This is a genomic window from Raoultibacter phocaeensis, assembly GCF_901411515.1.
Taxonomy (GTDB): Bacteria; Actinomycetota; Coriobacteriia; order Coriobacteriales; family Eggerthellaceae; genus Raoultibacter; species Raoultibacter phocaeensis.
In genome coordinates, this window is sequence record NZ_CABDUX010000002.1 from 1,647,480 (window position 1) to 1,665,197 (window position 17,718).

13 protein-coding genes and 1 riboswitch are annotated in these 17,718 nt (G+C 64.1%); of the genes, 5 read left to right on the forward strand and 8 right to left on the reverse strand.

Annotation, left to right across the window (positions count from 1 at the left end):
* The first annotated feature begins 306 nt into the window (after positions 1 to 306).
* The gene (locus FJE54_RS14955; RefSeq protein WP_180326760.1) at positions 307 to 1,596 is read left to right on the forward strand and encodes an ATP-binding protein; all 1,290 of its coding nucleotides are present in this window, start codon (positions 307 to 309) and stop codon (positions 1,594 to 1,596) included.
* A 128-nt stretch (positions 1,597 to 1,724) separates the two neighbouring features.
* Complete coding sequence (locus tag FJE54_RS14960; protein WP_139653587.1) at positions 1,725 to 1,934, forward strand: hypothetical protein; 210 nt, start codon at positions 1,725 to 1,727, stop codon at positions 1,932 to 1,934.
* 31 nt (positions 1,935 to 1,965) lie between these two features.
* On the opposite strand, the gene FJE54_RS14965 is transcribed toward FJE54_RS14960, so the two are convergent.
* A complete protein-coding gene (locus FJE54_RS14965) occupies positions 1,966 to 5,565 on the reverse strand; it encodes a leucine-rich repeat domain-containing protein (protein ID WP_139653588.1) in 3,600 nt (1,199 codons plus the stop codon).
* Between the two features lie 277 nt (positions 5,566 to 5,842).
* Here FJE54_RS14965 and FJE54_RS16095 point away from each other — a divergent pair, with 277 nt between their 5' ends.
* Together FJE54_RS16095 and FJE54_RS14975 are read left to right on the forward strand one after the other, a co-directional pair.
* Positions 5,843 to 7,249, forward strand: coding sequence for a GHKL domain-containing protein (locus FJE54_RS16095; protein ID WP_180326761.1), 1,407 nt, complete (start codon positions 5,843 to 5,845; stop codon positions 7,247 to 7,249).
* A gap of 310 nt (positions 7,250 to 7,559) precedes the next feature.
* Entirely contained in the window at positions 7,560 to 8,336 is a 777-nt protein-coding gene (locus tag FJE54_RS14975; RefSeq protein WP_180326762.1) for a LytR/AlgR family response regulator transcription factor, read from the forward strand.
* 9 nt (positions 8,337 to 8,345) lie between these two features.
* On the opposite strand, the gene FJE54_RS14980 is transcribed toward FJE54_RS14975, so the two are convergent.
* The 7 genes from FJE54_RS14980 to FJE54_RS15010 form a co-directional block, all read right to left on the reverse strand.
* The gene (locus tag FJE54_RS14980) at positions 8,346 to 9,329 is read right to left on the reverse strand and encodes an alpha/beta fold hydrolase (RefSeq protein WP_139653591.1); all 984 of its coding nucleotides are present in this window, start codon (positions 9,327 to 9,329) and stop codon (positions 8,346 to 8,348) included.
* A 200-nt stretch (positions 9,330 to 9,529) separates the two neighbouring features.
* Positions 9,530 to 10,141 (reverse strand): L-threonylcarbamoyladenylate synthase, encoded by a 612-nt coding sequence (locus tag FJE54_RS14985; protein ID WP_255467456.1) that lies wholly within the window; start codon positions 10,139 to 10,141, stop codon positions 9,530 to 9,532.
* A 182-nt stretch (positions 10,142 to 10,323) separates the two neighbouring features.
* Positions 10,324 to 11,007, reverse strand: coding sequence for an ECF transporter S component (locus tag FJE54_RS14990; protein WP_255467457.1), 684 nt, complete (start codon positions 11,005 to 11,007; stop codon positions 10,324 to 10,326).
* Position 11,008: 1 nt separating this feature from the next.
* The gene (locus FJE54_RS16375) at positions 11,009 to 12,625 is read right to left on the reverse strand and encodes an ABC transporter ATP-binding protein (protein ID WP_180326763.1); all 1,617 of its coding nucleotides are present in this window, start codon (positions 12,623 to 12,625) and stop codon (positions 11,009 to 11,011) included.
* Positions 12,612 to 13,547, reverse strand: coding sequence for an energy-coupling factor transporter transmembrane component T family protein (locus FJE54_RS15000; protein WP_180326765.1), 936 nt, complete (start codon positions 13,545 to 13,547; stop codon positions 12,612 to 12,614). The genes FJE54_RS16375 and FJE54_RS15000 overlap by 14 nt, the downstream gene beginning before the upstream one ends.
* A gap of 3 nt (positions 13,548 to 13,550) precedes the next feature.
* Positions 13,551 to 14,612 carry a DUF4430 domain-containing protein gene (locus FJE54_RS15005; RefSeq protein WP_139653594.1) on the reverse strand — a complete coding sequence of 354 codons (1,062 nt, stop codon included), beginning with the start codon at positions 14,610 to 14,612 and terminating at the stop codon, positions 13,551 to 13,553.
* 9 nt (positions 14,613 to 14,621) lie between these two features.
* On the reverse strand, positions 14,622 to 16,724 hold the full coding sequence (locus FJE54_RS15010; protein ID WP_139653595.1) for a peptidase: 2,103 nt from the start codon (positions 16,722 to 16,724) through the stop codon (positions 14,622 to 14,624).
* Between the two features lie 117 nt (positions 16,725 to 16,841).
* Positions 16,842 to 16,985, reverse strand: a riboswitch (adenosylcobalamin (AdoCbl) riboswitch).
* A 134-nt stretch (positions 16,986 to 17,119) separates the two neighbouring features.
* On the opposite strand from FJE54_RS15010, the gene FJE54_RS15015 reads away from it, so the two are divergent.
* A complete protein-coding gene (locus FJE54_RS15015) occupies positions 17,120 to 17,485 on the forward strand; it encodes an MGMT family protein (protein WP_139653596.1) in 366 nt (121 codons plus the stop codon).
* The last annotated feature ends 233 nt before the right edge of the window (positions 17,486 to 17,718 follow it).

A 17,718-nucleotide genomic window follows, 5' to 3' on the forward strand; every position in this document is an offset into this window, starting at 1 on the left:
CCGCTCGCCCGCATGGGAATCGCCGCTCAAGGCTTTCAACCGGGCTTCTGCACACGTCGCCTTTTATTTTCCCAAACGTTGTTCCCCCCGTGCGTCCCTGCGTCGTATCGGTATCTTTTTGCGCAAAATTAGTAAAGGGAGCATCGGGGGTCGCAGGTGTGCTTTCCCCGTGGTTGCTTTCGTCGGTTGCTTTCCGCTAAAATGAGTACAACATTTACGGATGCAATGTCACTACATTTACGGAATAATTCTTACTACATTTACGGTTTTTTGCTGGTCATCGTCTTTTCAGGAGGAGCGCAGAACATGGAAATAGAGGGAAATCGTTACCTACCGCGGCTCATCGATCCTTCCGTCGAACTGCACCTTCGCGCGTTCGGCGCCGTCGAAATAACCGGAACAATGTGGTCGGGGAAGACGTGGACCTCACGTGCGCACGGCAAAAGCAGAGTGACCTTCGACAGTAAACAGACCCGGGAGCTCGCTGAAATCGACGTCGATGCCGTGCTTAAAGGCGAGGCGCCGCATATCATCGACGAGTGGCAGGAGGTGCCGCAGGTTTGGGATGCGGTCCGCAACAAGGTGGACGAAGCCGGCGGGAAACGCGGCCTGTTCATCCTGACCGGCTCGTCTCGGCCAGCCAAGGGCAAAACGCGCCATACCGGCTCCGGAAGGATAGCGAGGCTGAAGATGTGGCCCATGACGCTTTCCGAATCGGGCCATTCACGAAAGTCCGTTTCTCTTGCAGGACTGTTCGAGAAAACGTTCGAGCCCGGCCCCGTCGAGACAGACTTGGAGCAGCTTGCCGAACTCGCATGCCGCGGCGGCTGGCCTGCGGCCGTCGACCTCGACAGCGAGGCGGCTCGAATCGTGCCCGCGCAGTACTTGGACGCCTTGTTCGCGAAAGAGGACGATAAGGCACCCGGATCCGAGCGGGAACTTAGGCTGTTTTTGCAATCTCTCGCACGTAACGTGGGCAGCGCCGCCACCTTGGAAACGCTTGCGAAAGATATGGGGCTCGATGATGGCGGAAAGGTGTCCGACGCGAACACGCGGAGGGTGAGCACGTTTCTCGATTACTTCCTCGGCCGCTACGTAGTATGCGATCTGCATGGCTGGGACGCGCCCATCAAATCGAGAAGCCGCTTGCGCACTAAACCGAAGTACGGTTTTGCAGACCCTTCACTGCCCGCCGCTCTGCTCGGCGCTGGACCGGATACGCTCATGGGCAATCTTCAGCTCTTCGGACAGCTCTTTGAGGAACTATGCCTGCGCGACTTGCGGGTATACGCCTCCACCATGAGTCAAGCGCAGCTCGACCCGTTGCGCTACTATCGGGATGCCGACGGTTTGGAGGTTGATGTCATCATCGAATTGCGCGACGGCCGCTGGGGGGCGATAGAAGTAAAGCTGGGAGCCAACAAAGCGGATGCCGGCGTGCGAAACCTGCTAAGGCTTAAGAACAAAATTGCCGCGAATCCGGCAGCCCGCAATCCCGAGCCCAGCTTCATGCTCGTTCTCGTCGGGAAGACGGACTACCAGTACAGGACGCCTGAGGGCGTCATCGTGGCCCCCATAACCGAGCTGACCGCATAAGCGGCGCCAAATCCCCGACCAAGCCAGAGGTGCCGGGGCCTCGAACTTCGCTACAGTTCTACTTTTGCAGGATTTGGCCGTTTTCCAATGCGACTTTTGCGGTATTTCTTCAAAAAAACGTCGGCGAAGTGGACTTCCTCATAGAGGACGGTCTCAACCCGGCCGTGTTACCCGTGGAGGTGAAGAGCGGCAAGTACAGCACGAAGCATGCGGCGCTGGACAGGCTGATGGACGTGAAGAATTACGGAATAGAGCGCGCCTGCGTGCTGCATCGCTACAACGTGGCCAACGAGGGAGCGGTGACGTACCTGCCCCTCTACATGGCCGCGTTCCTATGATGCAAAAACGGGGCGAATCCCCGACCAAACCCTACCCGCGCCTCCTTGCCAGCGCCAGTCCGCCGACGGCGAAGGCAGCCAATGTCAGCACTGCGCCGGCGGCAAACCCGAGCGGGTCGCCGACGGCAACGAGTGACGCGCCGCCCGTTTCATCGCCGCCGCCTTCAGGCAACGGTTTCGGTGCGGGTGCGCCCTCGATGGTGAACACGGCTGTCGACGAACCATCCGTAAATGTCACGTCCAGCGTGTGCTCGCCCGCAGCCAGCCCGGCAAGGTAGGTCGGACGCAGCACGATCACCGTGCTGCCCGCAGTGGCGTCGTAGTCCTTTCCAGCGGTCAGCCGGGTACCGTCCACCGCCACATCGAGGAACTTGTCGAGTGAGGCGTCTATCTTGAAGCGCATGCCGTCCGAGCCATCCTTATTCCACGTGCCTTTGTCGCCCTCTACCACCGGATAGACAAACGCCGCCTTGACGGTCACCTCGGCAGTGGCCGTAGCAGCGGCATAGGGCTCGCCCCCCACCGTCTTCGCGGGCAGGGTTGCGGTTACCTCCCATGTGCCCTCGTTTGCGGGAAGGCCTGCCGTCGGGGCATCCTGCGTGCCCTTCGCGCGGTAGGAGAAGGTCACGTCCGCCTTCGCGTCCGTCGTGCCGTACGAAGCCGCCTCCAGCACGTCGTCGGCCGCGAAGGCCTTGCCGTCGTAGGTCTTCTCCACGCCCTGCTTGAGCTTAAGCGCAGAGGTCTTGGCGACGTAGAACGGGTATACGGCCGCATCGGCGCCCTCGTTCGCCCATACCTTGAAATCGGCCTGCGGCGTAATGCCGTACACCGTCTGCGCGGTCGCGTCGCCCACACCGAAGTACCCGCCGCTGATCTCCGCGCCCGCGTCGATGGCCGCCGTGGTGCCCTTCGCGGTCACCTTGCCGCCCGTGATGACGACCGTTGCCGGCGCGCTGGTGCTCCCCGAGCCGATGCCCTGGGCGCCGTAGCCCTCTGCCGTCACGGTGCCGCCTTCGATGACGATGGTCCCGCCCTCGCCGGTGCCGCTTTCGGGGCCCTCCCCGCCGCCGCCGATGCCACAATGAGAGCCGGTAGCCGTGATGGTGCCGTCCTTGATGGTGATGGACTCGAACGATTTGCAGCCTTTTCGCCAGTTGCCGCCTATGCCGGCCGAGGCGTCACTCCCCTTCGCCACGAGCGATCCCTCGCCGGAGACGGTCAGTACAAGCTTGTTCTCGGCATCGACCGCATTCCCCAGGCCGCAGGAAAGGCGGGAGTCGAGCACGTTGTCGCCCACGAGCTCCAGGTCGAGCCTTCCCTTCTTCACGCCGAGGGCGGGGTCGTCGAATACGCTTTTGACCTTCAGCCCGTTTATCGTCAGCCGAGCCGTGTCGGTCGATTCGGGGCATTCCACCTGGATGCGGGCATTCGTCGAGACAACGTCCTCAGCCATGGAGATGTCCAGGGGCGTGGTGGTGAGCACCTTCAGCAGCTTTTTGCCGATGTCGTAGCTCCAGTCGGTTCCCTCCGTGCCGCCGGCCACGACGAAGGGGTTCTTTGTGGATGCAACCTGGTACGGATAGCGCGACTCCCCGGAGTCGACGACCTTGCATCCCTCTGCCGCCTGGATGCCGTACACCGTGTTCGCGCTTATGTTGCCCTCCTTGAAGAGGCCTGCGGTGATCGTCGTACCCGACGAGAAGGCCGGTGCGGTGGTAACATTGAAGGAGCACGAAGTTGGCCTTATCCCGTTGTGCCCTTCCTCGATGACGATGCCTGAAGCGCTGCCGCCAGCACCGGCGCCCACGCCCGCACCGCCGTTGTCGGCGGTCAGCTTGTACGTGCCTTGCTTGAACCGCAGGTTGCTCGCCGTGCCGCTCGTGCCGCTGCCGATGGCCGCGCCTCCTCCGGTTGCGGTGAAGGTATACGTAACGTTGTCGTTGTCGTTGTCGAACAGCAGGTCGGACGCGTTGCCGCCCTTGCCGCCGCCGATGGCCGCGCCGCCTCCTGTGGCGGTCACGGTGTGCCCCTTCCCGGCAGTGAACTTTATATCCGAAGCGCTGCCGCCTTCGCCGCCGCCGATGCCTGCGGCACCCGCGCCGCCGATCACGTTGAGAGGGGCGCTGCTTTCCGTGAACGACAGGTTGGTCGCGCTGCCTCCCTCGGCGCCGCCGATGCCCGCGCAGCCCGGCGCGCCCTTCACGGTGACAGCCTTGTCGGCGCCGGAGGACAGGGCGAAGTTCCCCGCGTCCCTGCGGCCATCGGCATCGACTCCACCGATGCCCGCGCCGCCTTTGGAGGATTCTATCGTGATCTTCTCGCCAGAGGAGCCGGTGCCGGCGACCGAGAGCTTGAGAGGGTTCGTGCCATGCTCGATGCCGGCCCCGTTGGACGACACGAGGTTAACGGGATTGTTAGCGGCTATGAAAGCGGTTTCCAGCTTCAGGTCGAGCGCGCCGCTCGCCACCTGCAAAGCGGATCCTTTGTCGGTGTTGATGTTGACGGAACTGAGCGTGACGTCCGCGGTCTCGCCCTCGCCGCAGTCCACCACGATGCGGACGTTCTTTACCTCGATCGTGTTCAAGGCGGTCGCCACGCCGCCGACGATCACCGGCGTGGCGGTTCTGATGGTGAGCACGGTGTTGTTGTCCGACCAGCTCCAGTCTTGGTCCTTGACGCCGCCTCTCACCGTGAAGGGCCAGTTTGACACGTTGACCGACCAATTCGAGGCATTGTCGCCGAAGGCGCTCTTCATCCACTCCTCGTCGAACCCGGAAGCATTTCCTTCTTCGCAGATCAACATGCCCGCAGAGTACGAGCCGAAGGCATCCGCCGCCACCGACGTCGGCGCTGCGCCCACGAAGGTCAGCTGGGTGAGATAGTGGCTTGTGCCGTCCGAGTACGCTATATCGAACGCGCGGGACCCGATCGTCTTCACCTTGGCGGGGAACTTCATGCGCTTCAGGTCGGTGCAGCCTTGGAAGGCGCCGTCGGAGACCGTCTCCGCGTTGTCGGGCATCTCTGACAACCTGAGGCTCTTGCACCCCCTGAACGCCTCCTTCCCGATGCTCTTCACGCTGTCCGGCAGGTCGCTCAAGGTGAGGGTTTTGCAACCGTAGAACGCGCCGTCCCCGATGGTTTCGACTATGTTGCCGAAGCTGATGTCGTACAGGTTCGCGCAGTTCCGGAAGGCGTGGTTGCCGATGGTCTTGGGCTGCGCCCCATCCCAGGAAAAGCTCGCTTTTACAAGTTTGGAGGGCTCCGACGTACTCGCAGAGGAGGTGAAACCGACGCTCTCGATATTGGGCATAACTCTGAAGTTGAGGTACTTGAGGGCGTCCCAGCCGCTGTCCGCCGTGAAACAAGCCCGGAGGGCCTCCCAGTTGCCGTCGGTTATGTCGGTCGCGGCTCCGGTGACCTTGATGACGGTGACGGTTGCCTTAGCTGGCGCGCCTTGCGCCGCGAGGGCATCGGCGATGGCGGTGTCCATCGCGCCTTCCGCATTGTCGTTGTACGTGACTGCGAGCTCCACGTCGGCGGCCAGCGCCGTCGCCGGCAAGAGCGCGCATGCGAGCACCGCTCCCGCCACGACCGTCCAGAACCCCAGCAGCAACCGTTTCGCCATCGCCATGCGAACCCTCTTTCGACCATGCCGCCTGCGCGGCTCATCGCACACTTTGAAAACAGTTTCGCAAAGAGACCCCCCCCCGTGGGGCGTTTGCGAAGCATCAGCGCCGTTTTGCGCAGAATCGGTTCGTTGCGCCCGGCTCGCGGCAGCAGAACCCCTTGCTCAAGGAGGGCTTCCGGAATGCCGACAACCCGCCAACCAAGAACCCTTTGCGCTGTTCGCCTTCGGCCCGTGGTACACTTCTGCTGCAAACCGCCCCGATGCGCCCGAGGGGGATGCTATGGCCGACGCGCTGGCAACCGAGCTGTTCTGGGAATCGTTCTTCGACGTGCTCCGGCAGGACCTGTTCTGCTGGCTTTCCGTGTACGCGCTCATCGTGCTTGCCGTACGGCACCGCCTGCGCCCGCCGGCCGTGCGCAACGTTTCCTTGGGGGCCGCCGCCATCGTCGTCGGCGACGCCTTCTCGGCCGCCTTCATGACGCTCGTACCGTCGCTCAACTTCAATCTCTCCATGATCGTGCTGCTCCCGGTGTTCTTCGGCGTGCTGCACCTCGTAGCGCGCGTGCCGCTTCGCATGCGCGCGTTCGCGTTCTTGTCGGGAGCGGCGGTCGCGGCCTTCACGGTGCTCGCAGTGGACGTGGCGCTGCTGATCATGGAGATGCAGGACATCGCCGAGGCGGCCGTGCTCGCCGTAGATGCGGCGCTGTCCCTCACGCTGCCGCTTTCGCTCGCGCCGCTGTTCGGCGGGCGCATGGCGTGGGCCATCGACGAGACGACCGACGATGCGATCTGGGGCGGGCTCTGGATCGTGCCGAGTGCGTTTTGCGCGGTGGCGGTTGCCGTGTACTCGTTTCGCTGGGAGGTTGCCATGGAGTCGCCTGCGGCGATCGGGTTCTACGCGGCCGCCTGCGTTTTGCTGGTGGCGCTTCTGGCCGTGGCGTACCGAGCGCTGTTCGCCACCATGCAGACGACGATCGAAAACGAGCGGTTGAAGGCCGAAGCGCAGATCGGCGCGCTGCAAGCCGCCCGCTACACCGCGCTGCGCGATCACATGCGCGAGACGGCCGTCATGCGCCACGACTTCCGGCATCGCGCGCTCGTGCTCGCAACCCTCGCCGACGAGGGCGATTTGGACGGCCTCAAGGAAGAGCTCGGCGACTACCGCCTTTTGGCGAACGAGGCGCCCGAGCGCGGCGCGCTCTGCGAGAACCCCGCGGTTGACGCCGTGTCCGCGCACTTCACCGAACGCGCCCGCGAAGAGGGCGTCGAGGTGCGCTGCCGCCTCGACCTGCCCGAGCGCCTCCCGGTGCCCGAGGGGGATTTCTGCATGGCGCTTGCGAACCTGCTGGAGAACGCCGTAGAGGCCGCAGCCGAAGCGGGCGGCGCGAACGCCGTCGGCGTGCGGGGCGAGGTGCGTCCGGGGGCCGTGGTGCTGACGGTGACCAACAGCATGAGCGAACGCGCCCGATCCACCGTCGCAAACCCGGCGCGCCTCGACGAGGGCGACCTTGAGCAGGGCATCGCCTCCACGAAGCACGAGGGCGCCGGCATGGGCCTCGCGTCGACGGCCTCGCTTGCCCGCAAGCGCGGCGGGGCCTTCCGCGTCGAGCGAGACGACGATTCCTTCACGGCCTCGCTCGCGCTGCCCTTCGACGCCTTGGCGGGCGCATCGGACGCCACGCGCTGACCGGCGAAGCGAAGGCGGCCGGGCGCAGCGCACCGGTCGGCGCGGCGGGCGCAACCCGGGCGCAGCGCACCGGATACCGAGGTGGGCGGCCCATGCGGCGCGGCGGACGGCGAGGCGCGGCAGGACGAGCGCTGCACATGGGATGCGAAACATCGGCGCTGTTTTGCGCAAAATCGTCAAGATGGTGTCATCGCAGGCGGCGAAGATCAGAACTACAATGGTTTTCGACCGATGCCGAGCGCACAAACGACGCGTTTTGCGAAGATTCGCCTTATCGGCAAACACCGCCCCTATTTTCGAGGAGGAGACCTTGACGACAATCGCCTTGTGCGACGACGACCCCCGCGACCTCGCCCGCATTGCGGAGGCGATCGGCGCCTTGCAGCCGCACGACGGCGATGAACTGCTCGTCTTTCCGTTCGCCTCCCCGCTCAAGCTGCTCGACCATGTGGAGCGGCAGGGCCCGTTCGACGTGTATCTGCTCGACATCATCATGCCCGGCTCCCCTACCCAGGGCATCGAGGCCGCACGCCGGATCCGCGAGCTCGACGAGGACGCCTGCATCGTGTTTCTCACCGTGTCGCCCGAATTCGCGCTCGACGCCTTTTCGGTCCACCCCTTCGACTACCTGCTGAAGCCCGTCGAGCCCGCCCGCCTGAAGAATGTGCTGGACAAGGCGCTCAAGCACCGGGAAGCGGATCTCGTCCCCTCCGTCGTGGTCAAGACGGCGGCGGGGCTGGTCAGGCTGCCCCTGAACGACATCGTGTACGCCGAGACCGACCAGCGCGCCGTTCGCTACCACCTGCGCAAGGGCGACGACGTGCGCTCGCTCACCCGCCGCACGTCGTTCAAGGAAGCCGTGGCGCCCCTTTTGGGAAGCGGGCGGTTCGTGTGCACCTCGTCGTCGCACGCGGTGAACCTGCACTTCATCGAGACGATGGGCAAGACCGCGCTGCGCCTGAGCGACGGAACGGAGCTGCCCTTGACGCGCCTGCAGGCCGAAGGCGCCCGCCGCGCCTGGCTGGAGCACTGGCTGGACGGCGGCGAAGGCGCGAAGGACGCCGCAGGCCCGAACCGCGCGTTGTAACGCGCGCAGCTACGAAAGGTGCACTCCGATCCATTCGGCCACGTCGGCGTACACCTGGGCGCGGCCGGGCTCGTTGAGGATCTCGTGGCGCATGCCCTCGTAGAGCGTGAGATCCACGGTCTCGATGCCCGCGCGGCGGTACTGCTCGACGGCCTTCTCGACCCCTTTTCCCATCTCGCCCACCGGATCGAGCGCGCCTGCGATGAACAGGATCGGCAGACCTTTCGGCACCGCTTCGGCCGCAGCTGCGCCTACCACTTCGCCCGTGAGGTCGGTGAGCGTGGCGTAGCCGCCCGCCGAGAACATGACCCCGCACGATTCGTCGGCGATGTAGGCGTCCACCACCGCATCGTCGGTGGATATCCAGTCGAACTCGGTGCGCGGGTTGTCGATCTTCTTGGCGAAGGCCCCGGCCCCGAGCCCGTCGAGAAACGCGCTCTTGTAGTTTTCGCCCTTTGACGAGGCGATGCGGCGGGCGACGAGGTTCCCGAACTTCGAGAGCAGCAGCGGCTGCTGCCCCGTTCCGCAGATGACGGCCGCGCTGAGGCCTTCGGCATGGCGCGCGAGGTAGGCGCGCACGATGAAGCTGCCCATCGAGTGGCCGAACATGACGTAGGGGGTCTGCCGGGAATAGCGCGACCCGACCGTTTTGCGCAGCTCGTGCACGTCGGCGATGAGCACGTCTTTGCCGCCGACGCTGGGAAGGCAGCCCCATTCGCTTTTGTCGGTGACGCTCTTGCCGTGGCCGACGTGGTCGTTCGCGCACACGATGTAGCCCAGACCCGCGAGGTAGCGGGCGAACTCGTCGTAGCGCTCCACGTGCTCCGACATGCCGTGCACGATCTGCACGATGCCCACAGGCGCTATGCCGGCACTTTTCTCGGGTTCCCACAAAAGAGCTCTGATCTGGGTTTTTCCATCAGCTGAACGATAGCCGATCTTGCTCGCCTTCACTGCATCGCGCACGTCGGCGCGCTGGGCGCGTGTAACCATGGCTTCCCTCCCGCGGTCGCTGAAACCCCATTATACCGCGAATCGCACGATCGCCCGGTAACGTTGCGCACCCGGTCCAACACGCGGCGCACACGCGGCCCGCGCTCGGCCTCGGGCCGCGTCGAGGCCCGCGAAGCCGCAGCGCGCTGCACGTCCGCACCCGCGCAGCGCGCTTCTCCGGACAAAGCGCGCCCGGTTCGCTATCCGAGCGCCTGGATGTCGGCGATCGAAACGCCGCCTTCGCGAACCATCACCGGGTGATCGCCCGTGCAATCGACAACCGACGAGGCGACACCGCTCTTCTCGCTCCCGTCGCGCACGGCAACTTGAACGCGGCCGAGCAGCACCTCGTCGAGTTCGTCGAAGGAACGCGGCGGCTTTTGTCCGCTGATGTTCGCCGATGTGGTGGCAAGGGGTACTCCCAGCCGTCCGATCAGGGAAAGCGCAAGCTCGTTGTCGGGCATGCGCAGAGCGATCGTACCGCTTTCGGATTGGAACGGCCCAGGCACGTTCGCCCCCGCCTTCACGACGAGCGTGAGCGGTCCCGGCCAGAACGTGCGGGCGAGCACGCAGGCGAACTCGGGTACGGCAGCGCCATAGAGCGCAAGCGCCTCGGGGTTCGCCACAAGCCACGCGACCGGCTTGCCGTGATCGCGCTCTTTGATGTCGTAGAGTATCTCCGGCGTTTCGGCTACGCCTACCGCTACGCCGAGCCCGTAGACCGTATCGGTCGGAAAGATGACAGGCTGACCTGCGGAGAGCGCAGCTACAGCCGCGGTAAGATTGTGCTCGTCCGGCATATCGTGCTCCATGATCGCTTCGTTTCGACTCGGGTTGCGGCACAGCCGACCGCGCGCTGCGCCGTTGCAGCGCATGATCGCTTCGCTTCGGCTCGGGTTCGCTGCACTATCCGCACTCCCGAACCGCACGCTCGGTGAAGCGCCGTACCGCTCGATTTCGGGCATGCATTGTAGCACGAAACGGTTCGCTCGGGTCAGATTCCGTACTTGCGTTTGATGCGCTCGAGCTTCTTCTTCCACGGCTGGTAGAGGATGCCGAGGAAGATCACCGTCGCCACCGCATGCGTCAGGTCGAATGCGATGCCCGCAGCGTAAGCGAGCAAGGCACTCTCCCAGGTGATGGGGTGCACGAACCCGACGATGTGCCACGTATTGAGCAAGAATCCGTACAGCAGAGGCGAAACGAACCCGTACGCGTACAATAGCGGCGTGCGCTCGAACACCCCGCGCTCGGCGAGGAAGCCGGCGAAGTACCCGATGAGCCCCCATGCGTACATCTGCCACGGCGTCCACGGCCCCTGACCGAGAAACAGGTTCGAGACGAGCGCCGCTATCGCCCCCACCATGAAGCCCGCCTGCCGACCGAACACGGCGCCTGCGATGATGGCGATAGCCGAAACCGGTTTGAAATCCGCAACCGCCGCGAAGAGCAACCGTCCCGCCGCAGCAAGCGCGGCGAGCACGACCACGGGCATAATCTGGCGCAGCGCCGGTTTCGAGGTTTCGAAGCGGGCGAAGAACACGGCTATCGCCGCGAGGACCACGACAAGCACGAGCAAAGCGGTCTGATCCGTCTGCATGATCGCTCCCAAACCGAGCGCAACCGGCACGGCGAGCAGTGCCGGAATTTCAAGGTGGCGAAGCGCGCGCGATACCATGCTAGCTCGCCGTTCCATCTGCGTTCTCGGCGCGCCATAGGCGCAAAAATTCGTCTTCGCGGTACCGGTAGAACAGGTTTTCCGAAAAGAACGATGCGGTTTTTTCGGTGCTTACCACCTCGCCGTCGAACAGCATGGAAACCTCGGTTGCCATGACCGAAAGGAATGCGAGATCGTGAGTGGAAAATACGATCGTCTTACCCTGCCTGTGCAGCTCGGTAAGGTTTTCGGCAAGCTTGAGCTTCGAGGGCGCATCGAGGCCTTTGGTGGGCTCGTCGAGCAACAGAAGTTCGGGGTCGGTCAAAAGCAGCTTCGCGAACGCGAGGTTCTGCTGCTGCCCGCCGCTCAGATCGAACGGATGACGGCCCTCGAGGCCGTCGAACCCGAAGCGATGCACGGCTTGGGCTACCGCCTCGTCGCCGTACCCGCGGATCTTCTGCCACTCGCGCAGCTCTTCGCCAACGCTGTCGCACACGAACAGCGCCTTGGGGTCTTGGGGCAGAAGCACCTGGCTGTTTCGCAGCGCGTTTCTCAGAGAGCCCCGTTCGGGTTTGAGCACGCCCGCCATCAGGCGCAGCATCGTCGATTTGCCTGATCCGTTGCCGCCCACGAGCGCATGGACGCCACCTTGGCGCACACGGATGTCGGCGCCCTTGAGCACCCATGCGGCTTCGCGCGCATAGCGGAAGAACACGTCGGCTGCTTCGATGCATGCGGCAGCCGCGTCTTCGGGCGCGACGGAAGGTGGCGTGGCGGCGGCCAGCTTTGCGGAAGGCGTCGTGGCAGCGACGGCCGGATTCGCGGCGGAAGGTGGCGTGGCAACGTAAGCCTGCGCGGCAGCGGAAGGCCGCGTGGCGGCGAGCGGCTCCATGGCGGAAGGCGGCGTCTCGGCCACGCCCGCTTCCCCGATCGAATTCGCACCCGCGCCCTTCGCTGTACCCGTTGCCGGCGAGACGCTCTCGATGCGGCCTTCCGCAATGCAAAACGCTTCGGTGGCGTAATCGGCCATCGATTCGGGCGCATGGGTGGCAACCGCGACGGTGATGCCGAGTTCGCGATTGATGCGGAAAAGCGCGTGGAGGAAGTTCTTCTCGGCGATGGGATCGAGCTGGGCCGTCGGCTCGTCGAGCAGAAGCAGCCTCGGCTGCAGGGCGAGGATGCCCGCAAGGTTTACGAGCTGCTTCTGCCCGCCCGAAAGCTCGGCCGTCTGCGCATGCAGCCAAGGTTCGATGCCGAAGAACGCCGCCGTCTCGGCCACGCGCCGGCGCATCGCATCGGGATCGATACCCGCGTTCTCGAGGCCGAATACGAGCTCATGCAGCACCGTATCGCAGACGATCTGGTTTTCGGGATTCTGAAACACGTATCCCACCAGGGAATTCGACGACACGCCATCCGCCGCGGCGACCGACCGACCGAACACCTGCGCGCTTCCCGCACGCTCGCCGACCGGTGCGATCTCGGGTTTCAGGCACTTGAGGAGCGTGGTCTTGCCGCTTCCCGTCCTGCCGACGATAAGCGCGAACGAACCAGACTCGATGCGCAGGTCGATGCCTTGTAATACCGGTGCGCAACCGGGATAGGAAAACCCGAAGCCCCGAAGCTCAACCGCGTCCATCGAACACCTTCCTCGCGTCGGTAATCTGCGCCTCCCGACGCTTCCACCGCGCACGGTCGATACCCTCTGCGAGCAGGGGGAGAAACGCAAACAGCACATAGGGCACGTAGCCCCACCAGAGCACAAGCGGACTCATGACCGGATAGAACGCGTACTGCGAGCAGGCGATCCAAACGAGTACCGCGTTGCCCACGGCCAGAAGACCAACCGCCGTGCACGCCGCAGCGTCCGCCCCCCTAAAGCGGTAGGGCTTGTACTGCGTCCGCTTTCCTGCAGAGCCCCAACCGCGCGCCCGCATCGCATCGGCGCGTTCGAGCGAGTCTTCCATCGACCACCCCATGAGCACGGTAACCACGCGCCCCTTCCACGCAACGCGCTGGCCGAGCGTCTCAGGCACCGCCACCGAGCAGGCGCGCTGCGCGGCTTCGATATCCCGCCCGCGCCCGACGAACTGCGGCACGAGGCGCGCCGTCATCGAGAGTACGAGCGCGATCGCAGGAGACGCATCGCCGAACAGCGCCATCACCTTGTCCGACGTGAGGATGCGCGAAGCATTCGAAAACCACAGGAACACCGCCATGAGCATGAACCCCATGCAGATGCCGTAGGCGAAGCTTTCGGCGTAGACCGCCCTGTGCCCGATGCGGAAGAGCTCGGTCGAACCCATAGCGGAAAACAGCGGGTTGATCACGGCGATGAGCGCGACGAGCGGAAGCTGCCAGGCCGTCGTTCGCAGGGCGTTTTTCCAACCGCGAAGCCACGCGTTGGTGCACCAGGCAGCCGCCACCGTAATCGCAATGCAGACCGGCTGCATAGCCGCCATGGTGAACACGAGCACGGCCGCGAAGAAGACGAACGGCACGACCGGATGGTACCGGTCGAACACCGTCGGCTTCGATTCCGCTGTCGCCGCACCGATCATGCGCTAGACGTCGCTTCCCAAATCGAGCGTGTACACCCACGTGATGCTTTCGCCACCGTACAGGGGGTAGCCGCCGCTGCCGTAGCCGGGCGAATACCCGTTGACGTAGTAGAGCCATCCGCTCGTGGCCCCGCAGCTGAACTCGGCGAGTCCGCCGATAGAGCTCACATACGAGCCCGAACCGCCCACGCCCACACCTGTGGCGCAGAGGGCGTCGTAGACCGAAGCGCCCTCGGGAAGCGTCACCGACGTCGAGGCCAAGCACGAAGGATAGCCGTAGCTTGCGGCGCGCGAACTGTCGACGTACACCGACACCGTGATGGTCGCAGGCTCGGGCGCAGGAGCAGGCTCCGGAGCAGGTGCGGGGGCGGGAGCCGGGGTTTCGGCAGGAGCGGGCCCGGCAGAAGCGCCTTCGGACGGAGCTTCCGGCTGGTTTGCGGAGACGCCGTCTTGTGTAGCGGCCTCGGCATCCTCTGAAGCCTCCTCCGCCGCAGCAACATCGTCCGCTTCCTCTTCGGTTTTCTTGTCTTCTTCGACCTTCGGCTCAGGTGCTTCGGGCTCGGCCTCTGGCTCTGGCTTCGGCGCTGTTTGCTCGGTCGTGCGGAATAGATCGTCGGGAAGGATGGAAAGCCCCGCAGCCTGCGCCGTCGCAACGCCCACGACGCAGACGAGCACGAGCGCTATGCAGGCCGCCGCAAGGGTTGCCGGCCGCTTCCAAGCAGGCCGCTTCGCCGAGGTACCGACATTGTCGGGCTGAACGGCCTCGGCGATGCCGGGAGCGACCCGACCTGCCGCGTCGGTTATATCGCTTGCGGGGAAAGCTTCGGGCATCGCCGCCGTTGCGGCAGCGTCAGGCGATTTTCCCTGTTCGCCGCTCTGCTCGGACACCGCCGCCGTGGCCGCAGCGTCGGGCGCATCGTTTCGGCATGGCTGAGGCATCGCCGCCGTTGATGCAGCGTCGAAAGAATCCTCCTGCTCGACGCTCTGCTCGGGCATTTCGGACGTCGTGTCGGGATCGGCCGAAAGCCCCCGTTTCTCGGTGTTCTGTTCGGAATGCTCTGACACGGTACGCTCCTATCGGTCTGCGGTGCGGGCAGCTTCGGTACGCCTGCGCACCGCAAGGGCGACGCCTGCAATCGCGCAGACTCCAAGCGCCGCGATCGGTGCGACCGCAACGCCGTCCCCTGTTTGCACGAGCTTGTTCTGAGGATTGTCCTGCTGATCACTGGGCTTCTGAGCGTTCGCCTCAACTCCGGGAAGCCCCGCCACTCCGTCGGCAGCCTGCAGGTACACGTTGTATGCTGTACCGGTGTTCTTGAAACCCTGATAGGCGACCATCGCGCGGAAACCCTGCTCAGTTGCTATGTCGTTCACGCTGGTGCCGAAGATGAACCCGGTGCGCGACTCGTTGGCGAACGACAGCAGAGCCGACACGGGCGTCGCACCGTTCTCGACGGCCCACGACGAAGCCGGGTCGATGCCTGCGGCAGCAAGCGCGATCACCGCAACTGCCGTCGAGTTCACGTTGGACTCAGTCGCACCCAGCGAAGGGAAGCCGCCGTCGGCGAGTTGCAGGTTCTGGAGCGCGGCAAGTGCGGCCTGCAACGCCGTCTCGACGCGCGCATCGCTTCGGTACGGGGCGAGAGCGGCGATCACCATAGCCGTTATGTCGGCATCAGCAGTGGCGCCCTGAAGCGCGAATCCGCCATCATCAAGCTGACCTGCAAGTATATCATTGATCAGCTGCTGCTCGGTTTGGACTCTCGCAAAAGCTGCGTAGGATCCGCTCTTGTAGGCGAGCAGCGCGAACGCGCGTCCGTTGACCATACTCGTGGCCATCGCTGTCGAACCGAGCGCATCGATCAGGCTCGTCCCGTTCTGGTCGACCACCGAGGCCGCATCGACGCCGAGAGCCGTAAGGGCAAGGATGTTCTTCTGCAAGGCCGTCGGGTTGTCAACGCCGATCGAGGCGCGTGCCGCAGCGACGAGCGCGTTTTCGTCGGCGGCAGACGCCTGGCCGATCGCGGCGAGGTCGAGCGCTTCCCACGGCTCGGCTGTTCCCGCAAACGAGCCCGCGATCGTCGAGAACAGCTGGGTATACGCTTTGCTATCGAGGGCGACCGGGGTGTACTTCGAATCCTCGGGCTTCTGAACCGGCTTTCCGGGCGCAATTTCCGATCCGTCGGTTGCGGCCGCGATGATGGCGGCCCAATCCGAGGGCGCGACCGCAGTCGGATAGCTCGACCATGCGAACTGGTAGGTTACCCCGTCAGCGAGCGGCTCGCTCTTCTGGCCGTCTGTTCCGCTGGCATACGTTTCGTCCTTGTACGTAGACCACAAGAGCGAAAAGTCGGACGCGTTCGCAACCACGGTGCCGTCGTTCATCGTTACCGATGACAAGTAGTCACCCGAAAACGCATAGCCTTTGATATCCCCCGCAGCTTTCGCGGCAGCGAACAGATCTTCCACCGTCGCACCGGATGCGAACTCGTACTTCTTGTTCATGACGATGTCGGGGTCGCCCGTGAAACCAAGCCCGTAGACGATCGTCAGCGTAGCCGTGCCGGCCTTCGCACCGGTGCCAGCCATCCCCGTTCCATCTGTTGCCGCCGAAACGATAGGAGTCCAATCAGACGGCGCTGCAGCTGTCGGGTAGCTCGACCATGCGAACTGGTAGGTCACCCCGTCGGCGAGCGCCTCGGTACCCTGGGCTTCACCGGGATTAACAACGTACGAGCCGTTCTTGAAGTTGCCCCAATACAGCGAGCCCGCCGCATTGTTCTTGATCTCCGTTCCGTCGTTTTTGGTTACCGAGTTGAGGGTGGATCCGTACCCGCCGTCGACGAACGCGTAATCCTTGATATCCCCCGCCGCCTTTGCAGCTGCGAAGAGGTCTTCGACCGTAGCGCCTTCGGCGAACGGGTACTTCTTGTTCACGACGATATCGGGATCGCCGTTCATGCCGAGCCCGTACACGATCGTGAGCGTCGCGGTCCCGACCGCTTGCTCCGGCGAGGCGGCGGCTGGCGCTGCAGCGGCTTCGGCCCCCTCGGCGTACGATGCTGCCGGTACCATACCTAAGCAGAGCGCCACCGCAAGCAGTACGGCCCCGAGCTTCATGAATACCTGCTGATACGTGCCCGATCGGGCGATAGAGCGAGCGCTTGTTCGATGCACTGTCCTTCTCCTTTCATCGCATCTGACATCGAAAAAAGAAGACAGCATCGATTCCGCAGCATACGCTGCGGCCCGCTTCGGCCTTGCACGTCGAGCCGAGGTCGCACGCGACTCTCGGGTTTGCGCTCGCAGTAACTCGCTGCTTACGCAGACACGCTTCTCGGTAAGTGTTCTGGCTGAATGGCATGAGCCATATCACAGTGGCGGTACCGTGCGGGATTTGCACCCGACTTTCCTCACGCGAGACGTCTTCTTTCGTTCGGGAGATTATACACCGCCTTCGAACTGCGCAACAGGCAAATCGCCGCCTATCCTGTGATATCCTACCGATCGTGCTACGCGTGCGCGCAAAACGGAGCAAGATAAGCATTCAAGCATTAGGAGGCACGTATACCGTGGCGGAGTTTTCCGAACGCGTTCTCGACATTGTGAAGCAGATTCCCCGAGGCAAAGTTGCCTCGTACGGGCAGATCGCCCGCATGATGGGATCGCCCCGCTCGGCGCGCTACGTCGGCTATGCTTTGCGCGGAAACCACGACCCCATCGTTATCCCGTGCCATCGCGTCGTATTCAAAGACGGCCGCATCTGCGAAGGCTACGCGTTCGGCGGCCCCGAGGTGCAGCGCGCGCTCCTCGAAGACGAGGGCGTGGCGTTTCTCGATGACATGCATATCGACATGGACGCGTGTCTGTGGCAACCTGAAGCCGATCGCCTTTCTCGCCCGCCCGACATCGACTGGGAGAAAGAGATGGGGCTCTAAGTCGCATCGGACGCACCGAGCGCAAAGGGCGAGCGATAGCCGCCGAAACGCGAACGTGCCTTAAGGGATTCGCTGCCCTGAGGCTCGGAAGCGCATTGTGGCGAGCATACCCCGACGGGTTTCGAGGCATGGGATCGCATTGCGCCCTCTTTCGCCGGTTCGCATGCCGAGGTTTTGTCGGAAAACCGTCCCGAAATGGCGGCGAACCTCCGCTTTGCGCTGCGAAAACGCCT

Coding starts and splice junctions, on each gene's coding strand:
- FJE54_RS14955 (WP_180326760.1), top strand. CDS start 307: ATGGAAATAGAGGGAAATCGTTACCTACCGCGGCTCATCGATCCTTCC.
- FJE54_RS15000 (WP_180326765.1), bottom strand. CDS start 13,547: ATGATCGGTGCGGCGACAGCGGAATCGAAGCCGACGGTGTTCGACCGG.
- FJE54_RS16375 (WP_180326763.1), bottom strand. CDS start 12,625: ATGGACGCGGTTGAGCTTCGGGGCTTCGGGTTTTCCTATCCCGGTTGC.
- FJE54_RS14980 (WP_139653591.1), bottom strand. CDS start 9,329: ATGGTTACACGCGCCCAGCGCGCCGACGTGCGCGATGCAGTGAAGGCG.
- FJE54_RS16095 (WP_180326761.1), top strand. CDS start 5,843: ATGGCCGACGCGCTGGCAACCGAGCTGTTCTGGGAATCGTTCTTCGAC.
- FJE54_RS14990 (WP_255467457.1), bottom strand. CDS start 11,007: ATGGTATCGCGCGCGCTTCGCCACCTTGAAATTCCGGCACTGCTCGCC.
- FJE54_RS14965 (WP_139653588.1), bottom strand. CDS start 5,565: ATGGCGATGGCGAAACGGTTGCTGCTGGGGTTCTGGACGGTCGTGGCG.
- FJE54_RS14985 (WP_255467456.1), bottom strand. CDS start 10,141: ATGGAGCACGATATGCCGGACGAGCACAATCTTACCGCGGCTGTAGCT.